The sequence below is a fragment of the Mucilaginibacter sp. P4_E8 genome, assembly GCF_056401495.1.
In genome coordinates this window covers 45602-61954 of record NZ_JBFUJG010000002.1, presented here as the reverse complement: position 1 = coordinate 61954, position 16353 = coordinate 45602, and the positions used below count along the sequence as shown (strand labels likewise).

Annotated in this window: 15 protein-coding genes; 11 read left to right on the top strand and 4 right to left on the bottom strand. The window is 41.8% G+C overall.

The window, feature by feature from the left end; all coding sequences use genetic code 11:
• Positions 1-70: 70 nt before the first annotated feature.
• The 9 genes from AC1DRQ_RS01775 (at position 71) to AC1DRQ_RS01735 (ending at position 8317) form a co-directional block, all read left to right on the top strand.
• On the top strand, positions 71-970 hold the full coding sequence (locus AC1DRQ_RS01775) for a helix-turn-helix domain-containing protein (RefSeq protein WP_429399814.1): 900 nt from the start codon (positions 71-73) through the stop codon (positions 968-970).
• A 179-nt stretch (positions 971-1149) separates the two neighbouring features.
• Entirely contained in the window at positions 1150-2007 is an 858-nt protein-coding gene (locus AC1DRQ_RS01770) for an oxidoreductase (RefSeq protein WP_477421912.1), read from the top strand.
• An 85-nt stretch (positions 2008-2092) separates the two neighbouring features.
• A complete protein-coding gene (locus AC1DRQ_RS01765) occupies positions 2093-2824 on the top strand; it encodes an SDR family oxidoreductase (RefSeq protein WP_477421911.1) in 732 nt (243 codons plus the stop codon).
• Positions 2825-2864: 40 nt separating this feature from the next.
• The gene (locus AC1DRQ_RS01760; RefSeq protein ID WP_477421910.1) at positions 2865-3704 is read left to right on the top strand and encodes an oxidoreductase; all 840 of its coding nucleotides are present in this window, start codon (positions 2865-2867) and stop codon (positions 3702-3704) included.
• 6 nt (positions 3705-3710) lie between these two features.
• Positions 3711-3953 (top strand): Atu4866 domain-containing protein, encoded by a 243-nt coding sequence (locus AC1DRQ_RS01755; protein ID WP_429399818.1) that lies wholly within the window; start codon positions 3711-3713, stop codon positions 3951-3953.
• Between the two features lie 83 nt (positions 3954-4036).
• On the top strand, positions 4037-4963 hold the full coding sequence (locus tag AC1DRQ_RS01750; RefSeq protein ID WP_477421909.1) for a metallophosphoesterase family protein: 927 nt from the start codon (positions 4037-4039) through the stop codon (positions 4961-4963).
• Positions 4964-5093: 130 nt separating this feature from the next.
• Positions 5094-6716, top strand: coding sequence for an NADP-dependent glyceraldehyde-3-phosphate dehydrogenase (locus tag AC1DRQ_RS01745; protein ID WP_477421908.1), 1623 nt, complete (start codon positions 5094-5096; stop codon positions 6714-6716).
• 315 nt (positions 6717-7031) lie between these two features.
• Positions 7032-7577: a peroxiredoxin gene (locus AC1DRQ_RS01740; protein ID WP_429399820.1), complete on the top strand. Its 546-nt coding sequence runs from the start codon at positions 7032-7034 to the stop codon at positions 7575-7577.
• Between the two features lie 155 nt (positions 7578-7732).
• Complete coding sequence (locus AC1DRQ_RS01735) at positions 7733-8317, top strand: carboxymuconolactone decarboxylase family protein (RefSeq protein WP_477421907.1); 585 nt, start codon at positions 7733-7735, stop codon at positions 8315-8317.
• Between the two features lie 259 nt (positions 8318-8576).
• Here the strand turns inward: AC1DRQ_RS01735 and AC1DRQ_RS01730 are convergent, their stop codons facing one another.
• The 4 genes from AC1DRQ_RS01730 to AC1DRQ_RS01715 are packed head-to-tail and all read right to left on the bottom strand — an operon-like array spanning position 8577 to position 13203.
• On the bottom strand, positions 8577-10124 hold the full coding sequence (locus AC1DRQ_RS01730) for a DHA2 family efflux MFS transporter permease subunit (protein WP_477421906.1): 1548 nt from the start codon (positions 10122-10124) through the stop codon (positions 8577-8579).
• A 5-nt stretch (positions 10125-10129) separates the two neighbouring features.
• A complete protein-coding gene (locus AC1DRQ_RS01725) occupies positions 10130-11182 on the bottom strand; it encodes an HlyD family secretion protein (RefSeq protein ID WP_429399823.1) in 1053 nt (350 codons plus the stop codon).
• A 22-nt stretch (positions 11183-11204) separates the two neighbouring features.
• A complete protein-coding gene (locus AC1DRQ_RS01720; RefSeq protein WP_477421905.1) occupies positions 11205-12572 on the bottom strand; it encodes a TolC family protein in 1368 nt (455 codons plus the stop codon).
• Complete coding sequence (locus AC1DRQ_RS01715; RefSeq protein ID WP_429399825.1) at positions 12556-13203, bottom strand: TetR/AcrR family transcriptional regulator; 648 nt, start codon at positions 13201-13203, stop codon at positions 12556-12558. Before AC1DRQ_RS01715 ends, AC1DRQ_RS01720 begins: the two co-directional genes overlap by 17 nt.
• A gap of 242 nt (positions 13204-13445) precedes the next feature.
• On the opposite strand from AC1DRQ_RS01715, the gene AC1DRQ_RS01710 reads away from it, so the two are divergent.
• Positions 13446-15908, top strand: a complete 2463-nt coding sequence (locus AC1DRQ_RS01710; protein ID WP_477421904.1) for a PIG-L family deacetylase — start codon at positions 13446-13448, stop codon at positions 15906-15908.
• A gap of 177 nt (positions 15909-16085) precedes the next feature.
• Positions 16086-16277 (top strand): hypothetical protein, encoded by a 192-nt coding sequence (locus AC1DRQ_RS01705; protein ID WP_429399827.1) that lies wholly within the window; start codon positions 16086-16088, stop codon positions 16275-16277.
• Positions 16278-16353: the final 76 nt, after the last annotated feature.

Sequence of the window (16353 nt, the reverse complement as noted above, 5' to 3'; positions counted from 1 at the left end):
AATGCACAAAAAATACACCTTAACAACCTGTTTATTTGGATAGTGAAGTTTGAATTTTGTAACTTTGGGTATGGCAACAGAAACACTTGAAGAATTTTACAAAAATAAATTTGACTGGCTGCCCGATAACCTGCAGCAAAACATCGGTCATTTTAACGTTTTCAGGATTGAGGATTGTATTGGCCCTAATGCAAAACCGGTTACTTACAGCCGCAGGAGCTTTTATAAGATCAGCCTGATGCATGGTGATAATATTATTCATTATGCTGATAAAAGTATTCAGTTATCAGGCACCTCGCTGATGTTTTTTAGTCCGCATGTGCCGTATACGTTTGAGCGCATGTCTGATGACAGAACCGGGTTCTTTTGCATATTTACCGAGGCTTTTTTTACAGAAAGGTTCAGGGGCGGTTTAAGCGAGCTGCCGATGTTTGCCCTTGGTGCAAAACCGGTTTACGCGTTAAATAGCGAGCAGAATGAATACGTGAGCGGTTTGTTCTTAAAAATGATCGATGAGATCAATTCTGAGTATGATTTTAAGTATGACCTGATCAGGAACTATGTTACTGAAATGGCCTATTATGCCCTAAAAACCCAGCCATCAGAAAACGTATACAAACATGCCGATGCCAAATCACGAATAACGTCTGTTTTTACCGAACTACTGGAGCGCCAGTTCCCCATAGAAACCCCGGCACAGCGCTTCGCGCTACGGTCGGCCAATGACTTTGCCCAGCGCCTTTCAGTACACGTAAATCACCTGAACAGGGCCATCAGGGAAACCACCGGTAAAACCACCACCGATCACATCGCCGAACGCCTGCTAAGCGAAGCCAAATCATTACTAAGGCATACCGACTGGAATGTATCTGAAATAGGCTATTGCCTTGGCTTTGAAGAGCCTACCCATTTCAATAACTTTTTTAAGAAACAAACCCAGCAAACGCCATCCTCTTTCAGAAATGTTTAAACGCTGATTTTATTTTGCGGCTGCAAATCGTTATATTTGTTATAAACCTAACAGGCCTTTTCAATCAAAGCATTCTTCGTAAATTCATAAATGTTTGAATTTTGTAACCATTGGTTTGATTGGCGTAATGCATTGCCTCCGTCCCTGCCGTAAATTTGTTCTATCAAACAGAACAAATTATGGACAACAACAAAAAAGTATGGTTTATAACCGGAGCTTCCAAAGGATTTGGGCTCAGTTTAGTTAAACAATTACTGGATGCTGGTCAGCTTGTTGCCGCCACCTCCAGAAATCAACAGGAGTTAATTGAAGCAGTTAACACCCAAAGCAATAATTTTTTACCCCTTCAGGTCGATCTTGTTAATGAGAGCAGCGTATCACTGGCCCTGCAACATACTAATGAAACATTTGGAAAGATAGATGTAGTTATCAATAATGCCGGTTACGGTATTGGCGGTGCCATTGAAGAGCTTACGGATAAAGAAACCCGCCAGGCCTTTGATGTAAATGTATTTGCTACCCTTAACGTGATAAGATATGTGATGCCTTATCTGCGTAAGCGGCGTTCGGGGCATATCATCAACATATCATCAATAGCAGGTATTGCACCGGGTACTGGCTGGGCAATTTATGGTGCTGCCAAATATGCCGTAATTGGTTTATCAGAAGTGCTTGCCGCTGATGTAAAATTATTGGGTATTAAGGTTACCGTAGTTGCCCCGGGCGCGTTCAGAACCAGTTTCCTTACCCCTGATTCCTTAACTATCACTAATAATCCTATAGCCGATTATGAAGATGTTAGGGCCTCACATGCTAAATACCTGAAAATGGATGGCGAGCAGGCCGGCGATCCGGAAAAAGCAGCCGAGTCTATTATAAAAATTGCTGATGAAGCAAATCCGCCATTGTACTTATTATTGGGTGGCGATGCTTATAACAGGGCTTTGGCCAAGCTGGATGCTTTGCATGACGAGATCCGTGAATGGCAGGATCTTACCTGCTCAACCGATTTTGAGTATGATCTTGAAAATAATTAGAAGGAGGGCCTCATCCCAACCCTTCTCCAAAGGGGAAGGGCTTAAAAATAAATCATTTAGGTGAGGCCAAACACTGATAGTCATTATGGAAAATATTAAGGAAAAAGTTATTGTAATTACCGGCGCCAGCAGTGGCATCGGCGCGGCTGCTGCCCGTAAACTGGTTGAGCTTGGGGCTAAAGTGGTTTTGGCTGCGCGCCGGGAAGATCAGTTAAAGACCCTGGTAAACCAACTGGGGGATAACGCCATGTATGTAATAACAGATGTGAGCAAACGTGCCGATCTTGATAACCTTATTCAACAGGCCATAGCCAAATTTGGGCACATAGATGTTTTGTGGAATAATGCCGGTATTATGCCCATCTCTTTTTTTGACGAAGGACTTGTAGAAGAGTGGGACCGGATGATCGATATCAATATCAAAGGGGTATTGTATGGTATTAATGCCGTACTGCCACATATGATAGCAAGGGGAGAGGGGCATATTTTGGCTACCTCATCTGTTGGTGGTTTAAGAACGTCGCCGGGTATTGGGGTATATAGCAGCACCAAGTTTGCTGTGAAGGCCATTATGGAAACACTGCGCGAAGAAGTAACCCAGATAATAAAAGTAACTACCATTTACCCGGGCGCTACGCAATCTGAACTGGGACATGACATTACCAGTCCTAAGATCAGGGCTCTTTACGGGAATTTAAAAAACATGCCCAAAATGGATGAGGAGGCAATTGCCAACGCTGTTGTATATGCTATAAGTCAGCCTGGTAATATAAACGTGAACGATGTGGTATTAAGGCCACTTGGGCAAACCCGGTAACGGCATCACGCACAACATCTACCTAAAAACAAAAAATAAAATGGAAAATAAAAAAGTATGGTTTGTAACCGGAGCCTCTAAAGGATTAGGGCTTACTTTAGTAAAAAGATTATTAGCAGAAGGCTATCGCGTGGCTGCTACTTCAAGAAACCTGAGCGACCTGAGCAAGGCCGTTGATAGCCACAGCGATCAATTTTTGCCACTGGCGGTGGATATTAAAAATGAAGACAGCGTGCAGGAGGCTATTGAAAAAACAGTAAGCACCTTTGGCAAAATTGATGTAGTGGTTAATAATGCCGGCTATGGTTTGCTTGGCGGTTTAGAGGAATTAACAGACGAGGAAGCCCGTAATAACTTTGATGTAAACGTGTTTGGTTCTTTAAACGTGATCCGTAAGGCATTACCTTATTTGCGCGAACAGCAATCGGGTCATATTCTTAATATATCATCAGTTGGTGGGTTTACCGGAGGGGCACCAGGCGGCGGTATTTATTGTGCTACTAAATTCGCGGTTAATGGTTTTTCAGAGGCATTGTATTCAGAAGTTAAACCCTTTGGTATAAAGGTTACCATAGTAATGCCCGGATATTTTCGCACCAATTTCCTTTCTGAGGGATCGCTTGTAGTTCCTAAAAATCAGATAGATGCTTATCAAAATGTGCGTGATACAGTAAACTGGCATCAGAATGATATGGACAATCAACAGGCAGGTGATCCGGAAAAGGCGGCAGCGGCCATGATCAGGATAACCAATGAGGCAGAGGCTCCGCTTAATTTGTTCCTTGGGGCGGATGCTTATGATTTCGCAAATCAAAAAATTGCTTTGGTTCAAAATGAACTGGAAGCATGGAAATCGTTAACAACATCAACAGGATTTTAATATAACATGGAGAAAGATCAGCATATAGGCGTTTGGGTAACAAGGGATGGTTACATACGCCATGAGTTTTTACCAAACGGCCGTTATGATGAGGCCCGTGGTAATAAAAAAAGCGCGTACACCGGGTTTTATACCATTAGGGGTAAGCATGTAGAATATCTGGACGATACCGGTTTTACAGCCGATGGCGATTTTAGGGATGGCGTTTTTTACCATGCCGGCATGGTGCTGTATAAAGAATCGGCATAATCAGCAACGCGCCTGAGTGCTGCCGGATAAATAAAATGTCTTTAATGTTGTAACTTCACTTACAGCATTAAAGACATTAGCTAATGGTATGGCGCAACCTTTGTTTATTTATTTTGTGGATGAGCACTGTAGGCTCCTCCGCTCCAATACTTGCGCAGGAACAGAGCCATACAATAACTTTCGCCAGTGACACGCAGGAACCCCTGCTGGTTGAAAAAGTGATCCGCAAAACAGATCATAATCAAAAAGCAACTAAACTCATCTTTCAGGATATTGTAACTACCCAACCCTCAAGCTTATTTATATTGGGCGATGTAGTGTCATTAGGCTGCCAGGATAGTAAGTGGAAAAGGATGGATGAGTATCTTGGCTGGTGCCGCCAGCGTAATATACCGGTTTATGCTGTGCTTGGTAACCATGAATTAATGCTTAATGCAAAAAAGGGGGCGGCGAAATTTCAGGACAGGTTCCCGATGCATAGTTCAACAGGCTATGTTGAAAAGGTGGATTCTGTAGCTGTGGTTTTACTAAATTCAAATTTCGGTAAAATGACGGAGTTGGAAATAGAAAAACAGGATAACTGGTATCGGCACACCATGAATGAGTTAGACCATGATGCTGCTATAAAATTTGTGATTGTTGGTTGTCACCATTCGCCTTTTACCAATAGCAGGGTAGTTGAGCCATCATTAAAAGTACAGCAGCGGTTTGTGCCCGCCTTTATTAATTCAAAAAAGGGTATTCTTTTCCTGTCGGGCCATTCGCATAATTTTGAACATTTTAATATACAAGGCAAAAATTTTCTGGTAATAGGCGGCGGTGGCGGTCCGCACCAGCCCATACGTTCAGGTAAGGGCGTAATGCATGATATTGATAGTAGCTATAAGCCAATGTTTCATTACCTGCAGATAAAAAGATACCGCGATTCACTGCAGGTGGTTTCGCGGCAACTGAAAACTGATTTCTCCGGGTTTATTGATGGATCAACCTTTTATATCCATCGCTTTTAATAAAAATAACAGGATCATAATTGAGGTTCCATTAAATTTAAAAATTGATAATAATGGGTATCTGACATAAAAAGCTTGCTAATAAAAGCAGGCTTTTTTTATCTTTATAGAAATCAAATACCAGTTAAATATGAGTTTTCAAGACCAGATCAGTTCGATATTTGTGGAAGAAAGCGAGATACCAGCCGAATTCCAAATAGAAGAAGTGCACCAGCGGGAATACCTTTGCAACGGCGAAATGAAACAATGGATTGGGCCCGTGAGCGAAGTTTACTCGCCTGTTTGTTTCCCTACCCCCGATGGGTTTGAACGCAAACTAATAGGCACATACCCCATTTGTACCGAAGAGGAAGCTAATGATGCCCTGGAGGCGGCCATTGCTGCTTATGATAATGGCCGCGGCGAATGGCCCACTATGAGCATTGATGGCCGGATCAAATGCATGGAGCGCTTTATTTACAAAATGATTGAACAACGCACCCTCGTGGTAAAGCTGCTGATGTGGGAAATTGGTAAATCATACGGCGATTCGGCAAAGGAGTTTGACCGTACCGTTGAATATATCAATGCTACTATTGATGCTTTGAAGGAGCTTGACCGAAAGTCGTCTCGGTTTGAAATGGCCGAGGGGCTGATAGCCCAGATACGCCGCTCGCCGTTGGGCGTGGTGTTGTGTATGGGGCCATTTAACTATCCGCTTAACGAAACTTTTACCACCCTGATACCTGCCCTTATTATGGGCAATACCATTTTATTTAAACCACCTAAGCATGGTACGCTATTGCATTACCCATTGTTAAGGGCTTTCCAGGAGTCGTTCCCAAAAGGCGTGGTTAATACGGTTTATGGTCGTGGTGCAGTAGTTACCCCGGGTTTAATGCAAACCGGCAAAATCAACGTGCTGGCCTTTATTGGCTCAAGCAAGGTAGCCAACGACCTTAAAAAACGCCATCCTAAGATAAACCGTTTACGGGCGGTGCTTAGTCTTGATGCTAAAAACGCAGCTATCGTAACTAAAAATGCCGACCTGCATTTGGCTGTAAGTGAATGTGTTTTAGGCGCATTGTCATTTAACGGACAGCGCTGTACTGCCATAAAAGTGATATTTGTTCACAAAGATGTTGCCGATGAGTTTTTGAAACTGTTAAGTGAGGAAGTATCAAAGCTTAAATTTGGGTTACCCTGGGATAAAGATGTAAAACTTACCCCACTGCCAGAAGCCAACAAGACCGACTATTTAACAGATATAGTTAATGACGCCATTACCCACGGCGCTAAAATTATTAATGAAAACGGCGGCGAAACCGTTGCCTCATTCTTTTACCCGGCAATTGTTTATCCGGTTAACGAAAAAATGAAGCTGTACCGCGAGGAGCAGTTTGGCCCGGTGATCCCGGTAATTCCCTTTGAGTCGATCGAAGAACCTATTGATTACCAGATAGATTCGCCGCATGGTATGCAGGTGAGTATATTTAGTAACGATGCCAAAGAGGTGTCATCATTAATTGATCCTTTTGTGAATTTGGTAAGCCGGGTAAATATCAACAGCCAGTGCCAGCGCGGGCCCGATGTATTTCCTTTTACCGGGCGTAAGGATAGTGCCGAGGGGACACTTTCGGTATTTGATGCGCTAAGGGCTTTCTCTATACGCTCCTTAGTAGCCACTAAAATGAACGAAGCCAATAAACAGATTCTCAATGAAATTGTGAATAATAATGATTCCAATTTCCTGAGCACTAAGTTTATACTGTAATCCCCCCAGCCCCCTGAAGGGGGAGCAATTAAAATTAGTGTGGACCGCTATTCACAATTGTTCTCCCCTTCAGGCAGGTAGGGGGCTTTAAAAAGCAGGAAAATCAAAAAACCTCTCCTTCTGGGGGATTTAGAGCGGGCTAATAAGTGCCTGAATTAGCGAAAGGTCAGTATAAATCTATAGTTTCCAATGAAATAGCTATGGTTTATATAATTTAAATCATGTATAAATAAAATCTATATGATATAGATTATTAGTATTCGGCGGCAGCCTTAAAAAGTTTATATTTGCAGAAATAATAAAGAAATAGCAAATATGTTAACGATAGGACAAAAATTCCCCCAATTTTCTAAAATTGCCGTAACAAGTCTTGAAAAAGGCAAAGAGTTTGAAACACTAACTTCTGACTACCTGGTGAACGATGATAACGTTTGGACTGTAATGTTCTGGTGGCCAAAGGATTTTACTTTTGTTTGCCCAACTGAAATTGCTGAGTTTAACAAAAACTATGGTGAGTTCCGTGACCGCGAAACCCGTTTAATTGGTGCTTCAACTGATTCTGAATTTGTTCATGCTGCCTGGAGACGCGATCATGATGATCTGCGCGATCTTAAATTCCCGATGCTTGCCGATACTTCAAAATCATTGGCTGAGGATCTTGGTATATTGGAGCCAACCGAAAAAATCGCTTACCGTGCTACTTTTATTGTTGACCCTACCGGTATCATCCGTTGGGTATCTGTTAACGATTTAAGCGTTGGCCGTAATGTTAAGGAAGTTTTACGTGTACTTGATGGTTTACAAACCGACGAACTTTGCCCATGTAACTGGGAAAAAGGTCAGGAAACTCTTACCGTTTAATACCCCTGTTAATCTCCATATTCCCCGTACATTTTAATTCTGTGCGGGGATTTTTTATACACTTTATAAGCAGAAAGCTTAAGGCAGAAAGCCGAAAGCTATTTAAATCATAATTTGCTTTAAGCCTTAGGCTTTTTGCTTTAAGCACAAAAAACATGAACGAAAGTACCGAAGTGATCCAGGAAATATTGCAAAGTATTGGATTAGATAAAGATTACAGAACAGAAGCCCTTACCCTGCTTGAAAAAGGTGAATCACGTTACCTGCGCGATTTAAAGCTGAACTTTACAAGTACACTTACATCGGCCCATTTAACCGCTAAAGAGTGTGCTTTATTGGGTTTGAGTACCGCTGTAAATAACAATAACAAGCCCCTTACTACCTATTTTACTGCCTATGCAGAAGAACAAGGCGCCGATGCTGCCGAGATAGCCGAAGCCGTTGGCTGCGCTTCTTTACTGGCGTCGAACAACGTGTTTTACAGGTTTAGGCATTTTACCCAAAAGGAAAAATATACCCAGATCCCGGCCCGTATCCGTATGCAGCTGATGATGAAACCGGTAACGGGTAAAGAATTTTTTGAACTGATGAGCCTGGCTATCTCTGCCGTTAACGGTTGTGAGATGTGCGTTAATGCTCATGAAGATTCATTGATAAAATTATCAACTACCGAAGAGCGTATTTTTGATGCAGTGCGTATTGCATCCCTGATAACATCTACCGGAAAAATAGTTTTTTAAAATATTACCATTTTATGTAAAAAAAAGACATGAAGTTCACAAATTTCATGTCTTTTTCACAAATTGTAGTTTATTACCGAATTAATTTGTGTTTGTTAATTAAAAACTTCTAAATTTATACCTAAGATTAAACACCCCCCTGACTCTGCAAGATCTTTTTTGGAAGCAACTTTGTCTTCGGGGCGATTACTTAAATTTTAATTGTTAATTTTTTTTGGGGAAAGCCGTTCCAAGTAATAGTGGAACGGCTTTTATCATTTTAATGCGCGTCAACCGGCATTTTAACTGCCTTTTTGAACGGTTGCAAGTACAATAATGGTATGGAGAATAACATAACCAAACCAGATATCCAGTAGGCATCATCATAGGTTAATAATAGTACCTGTTTGGTAAGGGCGCCTTCAATAGCTCCATAAGCCATACGTGTAGCATCTATCAGGGAGTGACCCTTAGCCATAAAACCATGCAGGTATGTATTAAACCGGTCAGTAAACGCTGGATTGGTAGATGTAATATTTGTTAAAAGATTACTCCGGTGTACCCCTTGCCTAACATGGATAATAGTTGTAAGCGTAGCTATACCAAATGAACCGCCTAACTGGCGCATCATGTTGTTTAAGCCCGTTCCCTGTCCAACTTCGGGCCCCTTTAAATCGGCAATGGCCAGGGTGGTTAATGGCACAAACAATAAGGCCATACCCACACCGCGTATTGCCAATGGTATAAAGAAATTGCCTGTACCCATGGCCAGTGTGGAATTACTTAGCATAGTGGTGAACACAAAGAACAGGAACATACCACCGGTTGCCATAAACTGGGCCGGGATACCTTTATTAAGCATTTTACCTATAAATGGCATCATAATAATGGTACATAACCCACCCGGAAATAAGATTTCGCCCGTTTGCTGTGCCGTAAAGCCAAGCAGGTTCTGGCAAAATATGGGGAATACAAACACTGATCCGTATAACCCGAAACCAAGTATGAAGGAGGTGAACATCCCCACTGCAAAGCTCCTGTGTCTTAATATAGCAAAGTTCACAATCGGGTAAGTTATACTCATTTCGCGCCATATAAAAAGGATCAATCCTAATATGGCCGTAATGGTAAGCACAGTGATATACGGTGTGGCAAACCAATCTTCCGATTCGCCTTTTTCCAATATGGTTTGTAAACTACCTACTGCAACTGCCAGCAAACCAATGCCCCACCAGTCAACAGGTTTACCCTTTTCATCCTTGGGGGTTTCGCGCACAAAGGTGTAGGCAAAAAATGCCGCCAGCGCGCCAACCGGAATGTTTACATAAAATATCCATCTCCATGAAGAGTGATCAGTAATATAACCCCCAATAGTAGGCCCAACAGTAGGCCCAACCACAGCGCCTAAACCAAACAATGCTGTAGCTGTACCTATTTGTTCACGTGGCCAGGTCTCGATCAATATAGCCTGCGAGGTTGATATTAAGCCACCACCTGCTATACCTTGCAAAATCCTGAATAATACCAGCTCATTAAGATTGGTTGCATTACCGCATAAAAATGAAGCTATGGTAAAAACAATGATGGATGTTATAAAATAGTTTTTACGCCCGAAACGGCTTCCCAGCCAACCTGACATGGGAAGTACAATAACGTTTGCTACAGCATAACCGGTAACTACCCAGGCAATATCTTCCAGCGTAGCACCAAGATTACCCTGTATATCGGGCAGCGATACGTTCACGATCGTGGTATCAATAAGCTCCAGTAGGGAGGCTATGATAACCGTAATGGTGATGATCCATTTTTTAAAGCCTGTTTCAGCCATATTATTTATCCTTTAATTACAGAAACTTTTACGCTCATTCCGGGACGTAACTTATCCATCACCTCTTTACTGGCGTTTATTTTTATTTTAACAGGAACACGTTGTACAACCTTTACAAAGTTTCCGGTTGCATTATCAGGAGGCAGCAAGGAGAACTTAGCACCAGTAGCCGGCGAAAAGTTATAAACCTGGCCTTCCAGCTTCAGATCTGGATAAGCATCAACTTCAATGTCTACCTTTTGACCGCTTTTCATCTCATCAAGCTGTGTTTCCTTAAAGTTGGCGGTTATGTACAAACTATTGTCGTTAATAATGGAAAACAATGTTTGTCCGGCTTGTACCAACTGACCTAACTGAACACTCTTTTTTGAGGCTAAACCTGCTGATGGCGCTTTAATAGTAGTATAGCTTAGTTGCAGTTTTGCAAAATCAATATCAACCTGCTTTTGTGATACACCAGTGTTGGTAACCTTTAATTGACTGCGTGTAGTACCAATTTGTTGCTGCGCTGCTTTGTACTGGTCTTGTGATGCCCTCAGGTTAGCCTGTGCCACATCAAGATCGGCTTTAGCCTGGTCAAATTGCTGTTGTGTTACTGAACCATCTTTTACCAGGTTGGCATAACGTGCATAGTCCTTTTTAACCTTATCTAAACGGGCGGCATTTGATGCAACCTGTGCTCTGGCACTTGATGAATTTGCTTCATTGGCATAAATTTCTGATTGATTAACATTTATACCAGCGCTTGCACCTACTTGCGCGGCCTGTGCCTGCTCCAACCTAACTTTATAGTCGCGGTCATCAATTTTAACCAAAGCCTGGCCTGCTTTTACGTGCGTGTTCTCTTCAAAGTAAATCGAATCAACATAGCCGCCAACGCGGGTAACAACCGGGCTTATATCGCCGTCTATCTGCGCGTCATCAGTATCAATGTGTTTACCGTAATATATATATTCTTTTATCCCGAAAATAATACCGCCAATAAGCAGCACTCCTAATATGATTGGAATTACTTTACTCGGTTTCTTTTTATCCTGTGTTTCTTGTTCCTTTGCCATTTTATTGATTGGTTTAGTATTATTATTTGTTGATTTTTCCAGTTGATTTTAATAGGGTATAGTAAGCAAGTCCTGCATCGGCTTTGGCCAGTTCAAGATTGATCTGTGCCTGGTAAAGCAATGTTTCGGCATCGGCACGGTCTGTGGCTGATGCTATATTGCTTTTATATTTCGACTCGAGTATTTTATTATTCTCGCCGGCTTGCTCTATTGATGTTTGTAAAAGCTTTATTTTATCTAAAGCCATGGTGTAGTTCTGGTAGTTTTGATTCACTTCGTCTTTTATACGGTCAACAGAAATACTCTTATTAATAACCGTTTGTTCACGTTGTATTTTAGCTTCAGTAACCTTGTTTTTATTGGTCCATAATGAGCCAAAGTTCCATGACAGGGTTAAGCCTACCGATAGCGGCGTAATGAACTGGCCACTTTTAGGTATCGGGTTTGAGCTCACATCCACATAATATGCGGCGGCTGATGCTCCAAGCGTTGGCAATGTATTAGCCTTGATGGTTTTCACATTGGTTTCGGCCACTTTGGTACGCAAATCAAACTGCTGTAATTCTGGTCTGCTGATCATAGCGGTATCAAGATAATTGGCCAGTGGGGCAACCTGCCTGTCGGCTTCGGTTATTTGCGCAATGTTTAACTGAGTACCTTCGGGTAAGCCTAATAAAACATTAAGGTTGTAGTTAATAATGCGGCGGTTGGTTTCCAGATCGATACCGTTAAGTTCGATATTTGATCTTTGCAATTGGAAACGCAGCACATCATTTTTAGTTACAAGTCCCTGGTCAAAAAACCTTTGTGCCTGTTTTATTTGCGCGTCAATGGTGGTTAAGTTTTGAGCAACTACCTTTTTGCTTTGCAACACCTTGTACAGGCTGTAGTATGAACTGATAATATCATAAGTGATCTGATCCTTATCATTAGTAACATCTAAACGGGCAACCTGGGTTAGCAAGTCGGTTGATTGGCGGGCGTACTTTAATTTATTACCACCAAAAATAGTTTGGTTCAAAGTAAGTATACCCAGATAAGCATCGGCCCTGTTGGGTAAATTAAAGCTCTCGGATCCTAATGCCAGTTTGTTGGCCGGAATTTCGGCGTGATTGTAGCCGTAGCTTATCTTGCCGGTTGGCAAGGCTTCGTCTTTGGCCTGGTTATACTCAGAAACAGCCTGCTCAACTTTTGATTGCGATAGTTTTAAAGTCTTGCTGTTATCAAGGCCCAGTTTTATCGCTTCATCTAAGGTAATGGTTCTGTCCTGTGCATTCGCACTTTCGGCAAATAGCACACCTGCTATTACAAACGTAAAAGCATAAAGGCAGATGTGGTGCACTGCTCTTAACAGTGTAAGGTGATGGGGTTTTTTATTTTGAGTTGTCATTTTCATTAACTAAATATGCTTTTAAGAGGTTTTTTAAATATTTTTTTATGCGGGGTTTAAATGTTTCCTCCAATATATTATCGTCCGTAATATCGTATCCCAACATTGTCGACGACATGAGCGGTGTGTTAAGGATAAAGTTTTTGGTGCCATAAAGTGTAGCTACTACCATTTGCATGTCCGTATCTTTATGAAACTCACCATTATCTATTCCTTCCTGTAATATTCTGAATAGCTCCGATACACTTTTCATCAGGATGTTACGGATCTTTTCTGCAAGTTCTGTGCGGCGGTTCATGGTTAACTCCTGATATAATAATTTCTGAAAACAGTTATTATTTACTACCCGCTCGCCATATATTTCAATATACGCTTCTATTTTTTCCCAGGAACTGGTATTTTCAGCGCTGCCCAGACTTTGTAATATGTTTTGAAACGAGGTGATCTTACGCTCTATAACTGCCAGGAACAAGCCTTCTTTTGAACCGAAATAATAATTAAGCATAGCCATGTTCACAGCGGCCTCGCCCGAGATCATGCGGGTTGAGGCACCATCATAACCCATATCTGCAAAAATGCGCTCGGCAACATCCAGGATATGGTCTTTTTTATCTATTTTATCTTTGTCCATTTTTTTAACGGCACAAAACTAATCAAACGATTGATTAGTGCCTAATGGTCAGGGGCAAAAAACTAATCGTTTGATTAATCATTACTATTGAATGACAGAATTGTTTTTATTGGCTCAATATTTTTTGAATTCTTTAATTATATGTTTAAACTGTTATGTTTTTCATAATACAGCATTTTGCACATTGTTATATTATTGATACATAAATTCGTTAATATGTATCTTTCAATATATTTGTTACCATGAAGCGGATCAACCTCATTACAGTATTTTTATACCTATCCACATTTGCAGCAGCACAAACCTCACCACCAACCGATCTGGGCAGCATACAGCAAAATTTTAAAAAACTGAGCACGCTGGGCAGCGTATTGTATATAGCCGCGCATCCTGATGATGAAAACACCCGGTTACTGGCTTACCTGGCACAGGAAAAGCATTACCGTACAGGTTATCTTTCTGTTACCCGTGGTGATGGCGGCCAAAATTTAATTGGTAATGAGCAGAGTGAACTTTTGGGGTTGATACGCACCCAAGAGTTATTAGCTGCACGAAAGATTGATGGCGCCGAGCAGTTTTTTACCCGGGCCAATGATTTTGGTTTTTCAAAAGGGCCAGAAGAAACCCTGAAAATATGGGACAGGGAAAAAGTATTGGGCGATATGGTTTGGGTGATCCGCAAATTCAGGCCCGATGTAATGATATGCCGTTTCCCTACAACAGGCGAGGGGGGGCATGGACATCATACTTCATCGGCGATATTAGCGCAGGAGGCATTTGCTGCCGCTGCCGATCCTAAGCGTTACCCTGAACAATTAAAATATGTGCAGCCCTGGCAGGCCAAACGTTTGTTATGGAACACTTTCAGTTTTGGAAGTGTAAATACTACTGCCGCTGATCAATTTAAAATAAACGTAGGTGTTTACAACCCGGTTTTGGGTAAAGGTTACGGCGAAATAGCTGCCGAAAGCCGCAGCAATCATAAAACACAGGGCTTTGGTTCGGCTAAGCAACGTGGAGAATTTTATGAATATTTTAAAACCATTTTAGGTGATGCTCCGCAAAATGACCTGATGGATGGTGTTAACACCACCTGGAAAAGGGTAAAGGATGGTGAAACTATTGGGGCAGGCATAGGTATCATTAACAGGGATTTTAACGCCGAAGCCCCTGAAAAATCAGTGCCGGCACTTGTACAGTTGCTTGGCCGCGTTGAAAAAATATCAGATACCTATTGGCGCACAAAAAAAACAAAAGAGCTAAGCAACCTGATAGCTGCCTGTGCGGGGCTGTGGTTTGAGGCTTACACCGCGGAGCCAACTTATGCACTGGGCGATGAGATCCGGATACGGTCGCAGGTGGTAAACAGGTATAGCAACCGGGTAAAAATAAACAGCATTAGCTGCCAGGGCAATGCCTCAAATTTGGATAGTAAAGTGATTCCGGCTAATCAATTACAAACATTTGAGCAAACATGTAATGCCGATAAAATTACACAGCCTTACTGGCTGCAGGTGCCGCATCCTATAGGTTCATATAACATTCCCGACGATACACTTGCCGGCAACCCAGAGAACCCTGACCTGCCAAAGGTTGATTTTGAATTTATCATTGAAGGTAAGCCTGTACGTTTTGAACGAAGGTTATTATATAAATATGTTGACCCGGTTAGAGGCGAAGTTTACCAGCCGTTGGAAATAACCCCGCCTGTTACAGCCAATGTTGAAAGCCAGGATTATATTTTTAATGCCCAGCAGCCGCAGGTAGTTCAGATAAAATTAAAAAGCTTTACCAATGCCAGCGGAAGTATCAGTTTAAAACCTATTGCCGGCTGGAAAATAAGTCCTGAAAAAATTGATTTTACCGGTAAAACCAAAAACGATGAATGGGCCGTGGCTTTCACTGTAGCGCCTACTGATAGTAAACCCCGGACAGATTGCTTGCAGTTTGTTGTAACCGCTAACGAAAAACCTTTTTCGCTGGCCCTGCGACGCATCAGGTATGATCATGTACCGGCTATTACTTTGTTTCCGCCGTCAGAAGCAAAATTGGTGAACCTCAACATGAAAATTGCGGGTAAAAAAATAGGCTATATTGTGGGTGCCGGCGATTTGATGCCAGAGGCCCTGCGCCAGGTTGGGTATGATGTACGGCTGCTATCAGAAAATGAGATCATGAACGCCGATCTATCGGTATATGATGCCATTATTACCGGGGTACGTGCCTATAACGTAAATGAAAGACTGGCCTATGAACAATCGCGGTTAATGGATTATGTAAAAAATGGCGGTAATTTATTGGTACAGTATAATAATAATGCCGGGTTGGTGGTAAAGCAAATAGGCCCATATCCTTTTAAGGTGGTTAACCAAAGGGTTACCGACGAGGATGCCGAGGTTACTGTTTTAGATAAGCAAAACCCGGTATTGAATTATCCTAATAAAATTACACAGGATGATTTTAAAGGCTGGATACAGGAACGGGGTTTATATTTTGTAAACGATATTGATCCGCAATATAAAGCCATTTTACAGATGAATGACAAAGGGGAACAACCTAATAATGGCGCACTGATAGTTGCTGATTATGGGAAGGGCCGTTTTGTTTATACATCGCTGGCTTTCTTTAGGGAATTGCCTGCAGGCGTGCCGGGAGCATACCGTTTGTTCATTAATTTATTGAGTAAACCTAAGGGCTCCATATAAAAAAAGACATGTCAGTTTGAGCCTGTTGAAGACTTGCGCGAAGAGGCATTTGCCCGTTATGCTTCAATTGGCCTGGCAGGGCAAATTGAAAAAAGTAACAGTTTAAGTACACCAATTAGTTTTTTTGGTAAAAATCAATTAATCACCTATTTTTGTTCCCGTTATAAAAACAGTAATATGAAACATCACAAAGAAGAAGAAAAAAACTTGGATTTTGTATACTACCTGGTAGGATTGGTATCCGGCCTTTTTGTAGGAGCAATAATTGATAAAGGATTTACATGGATATTTGTTGGTGGTGTTTTGGGCTTATTAACTGCCTCTTTCTTTATAACCGTTTTGGTTAAAGGCCGTGGTGAAAAGGCGTGATCCTGATCTGCCCTCATTTATAAGTAATTGGAACCAGTTTTACGGCATTGTGGTCGCATGGCTGGTTTTTTTAATT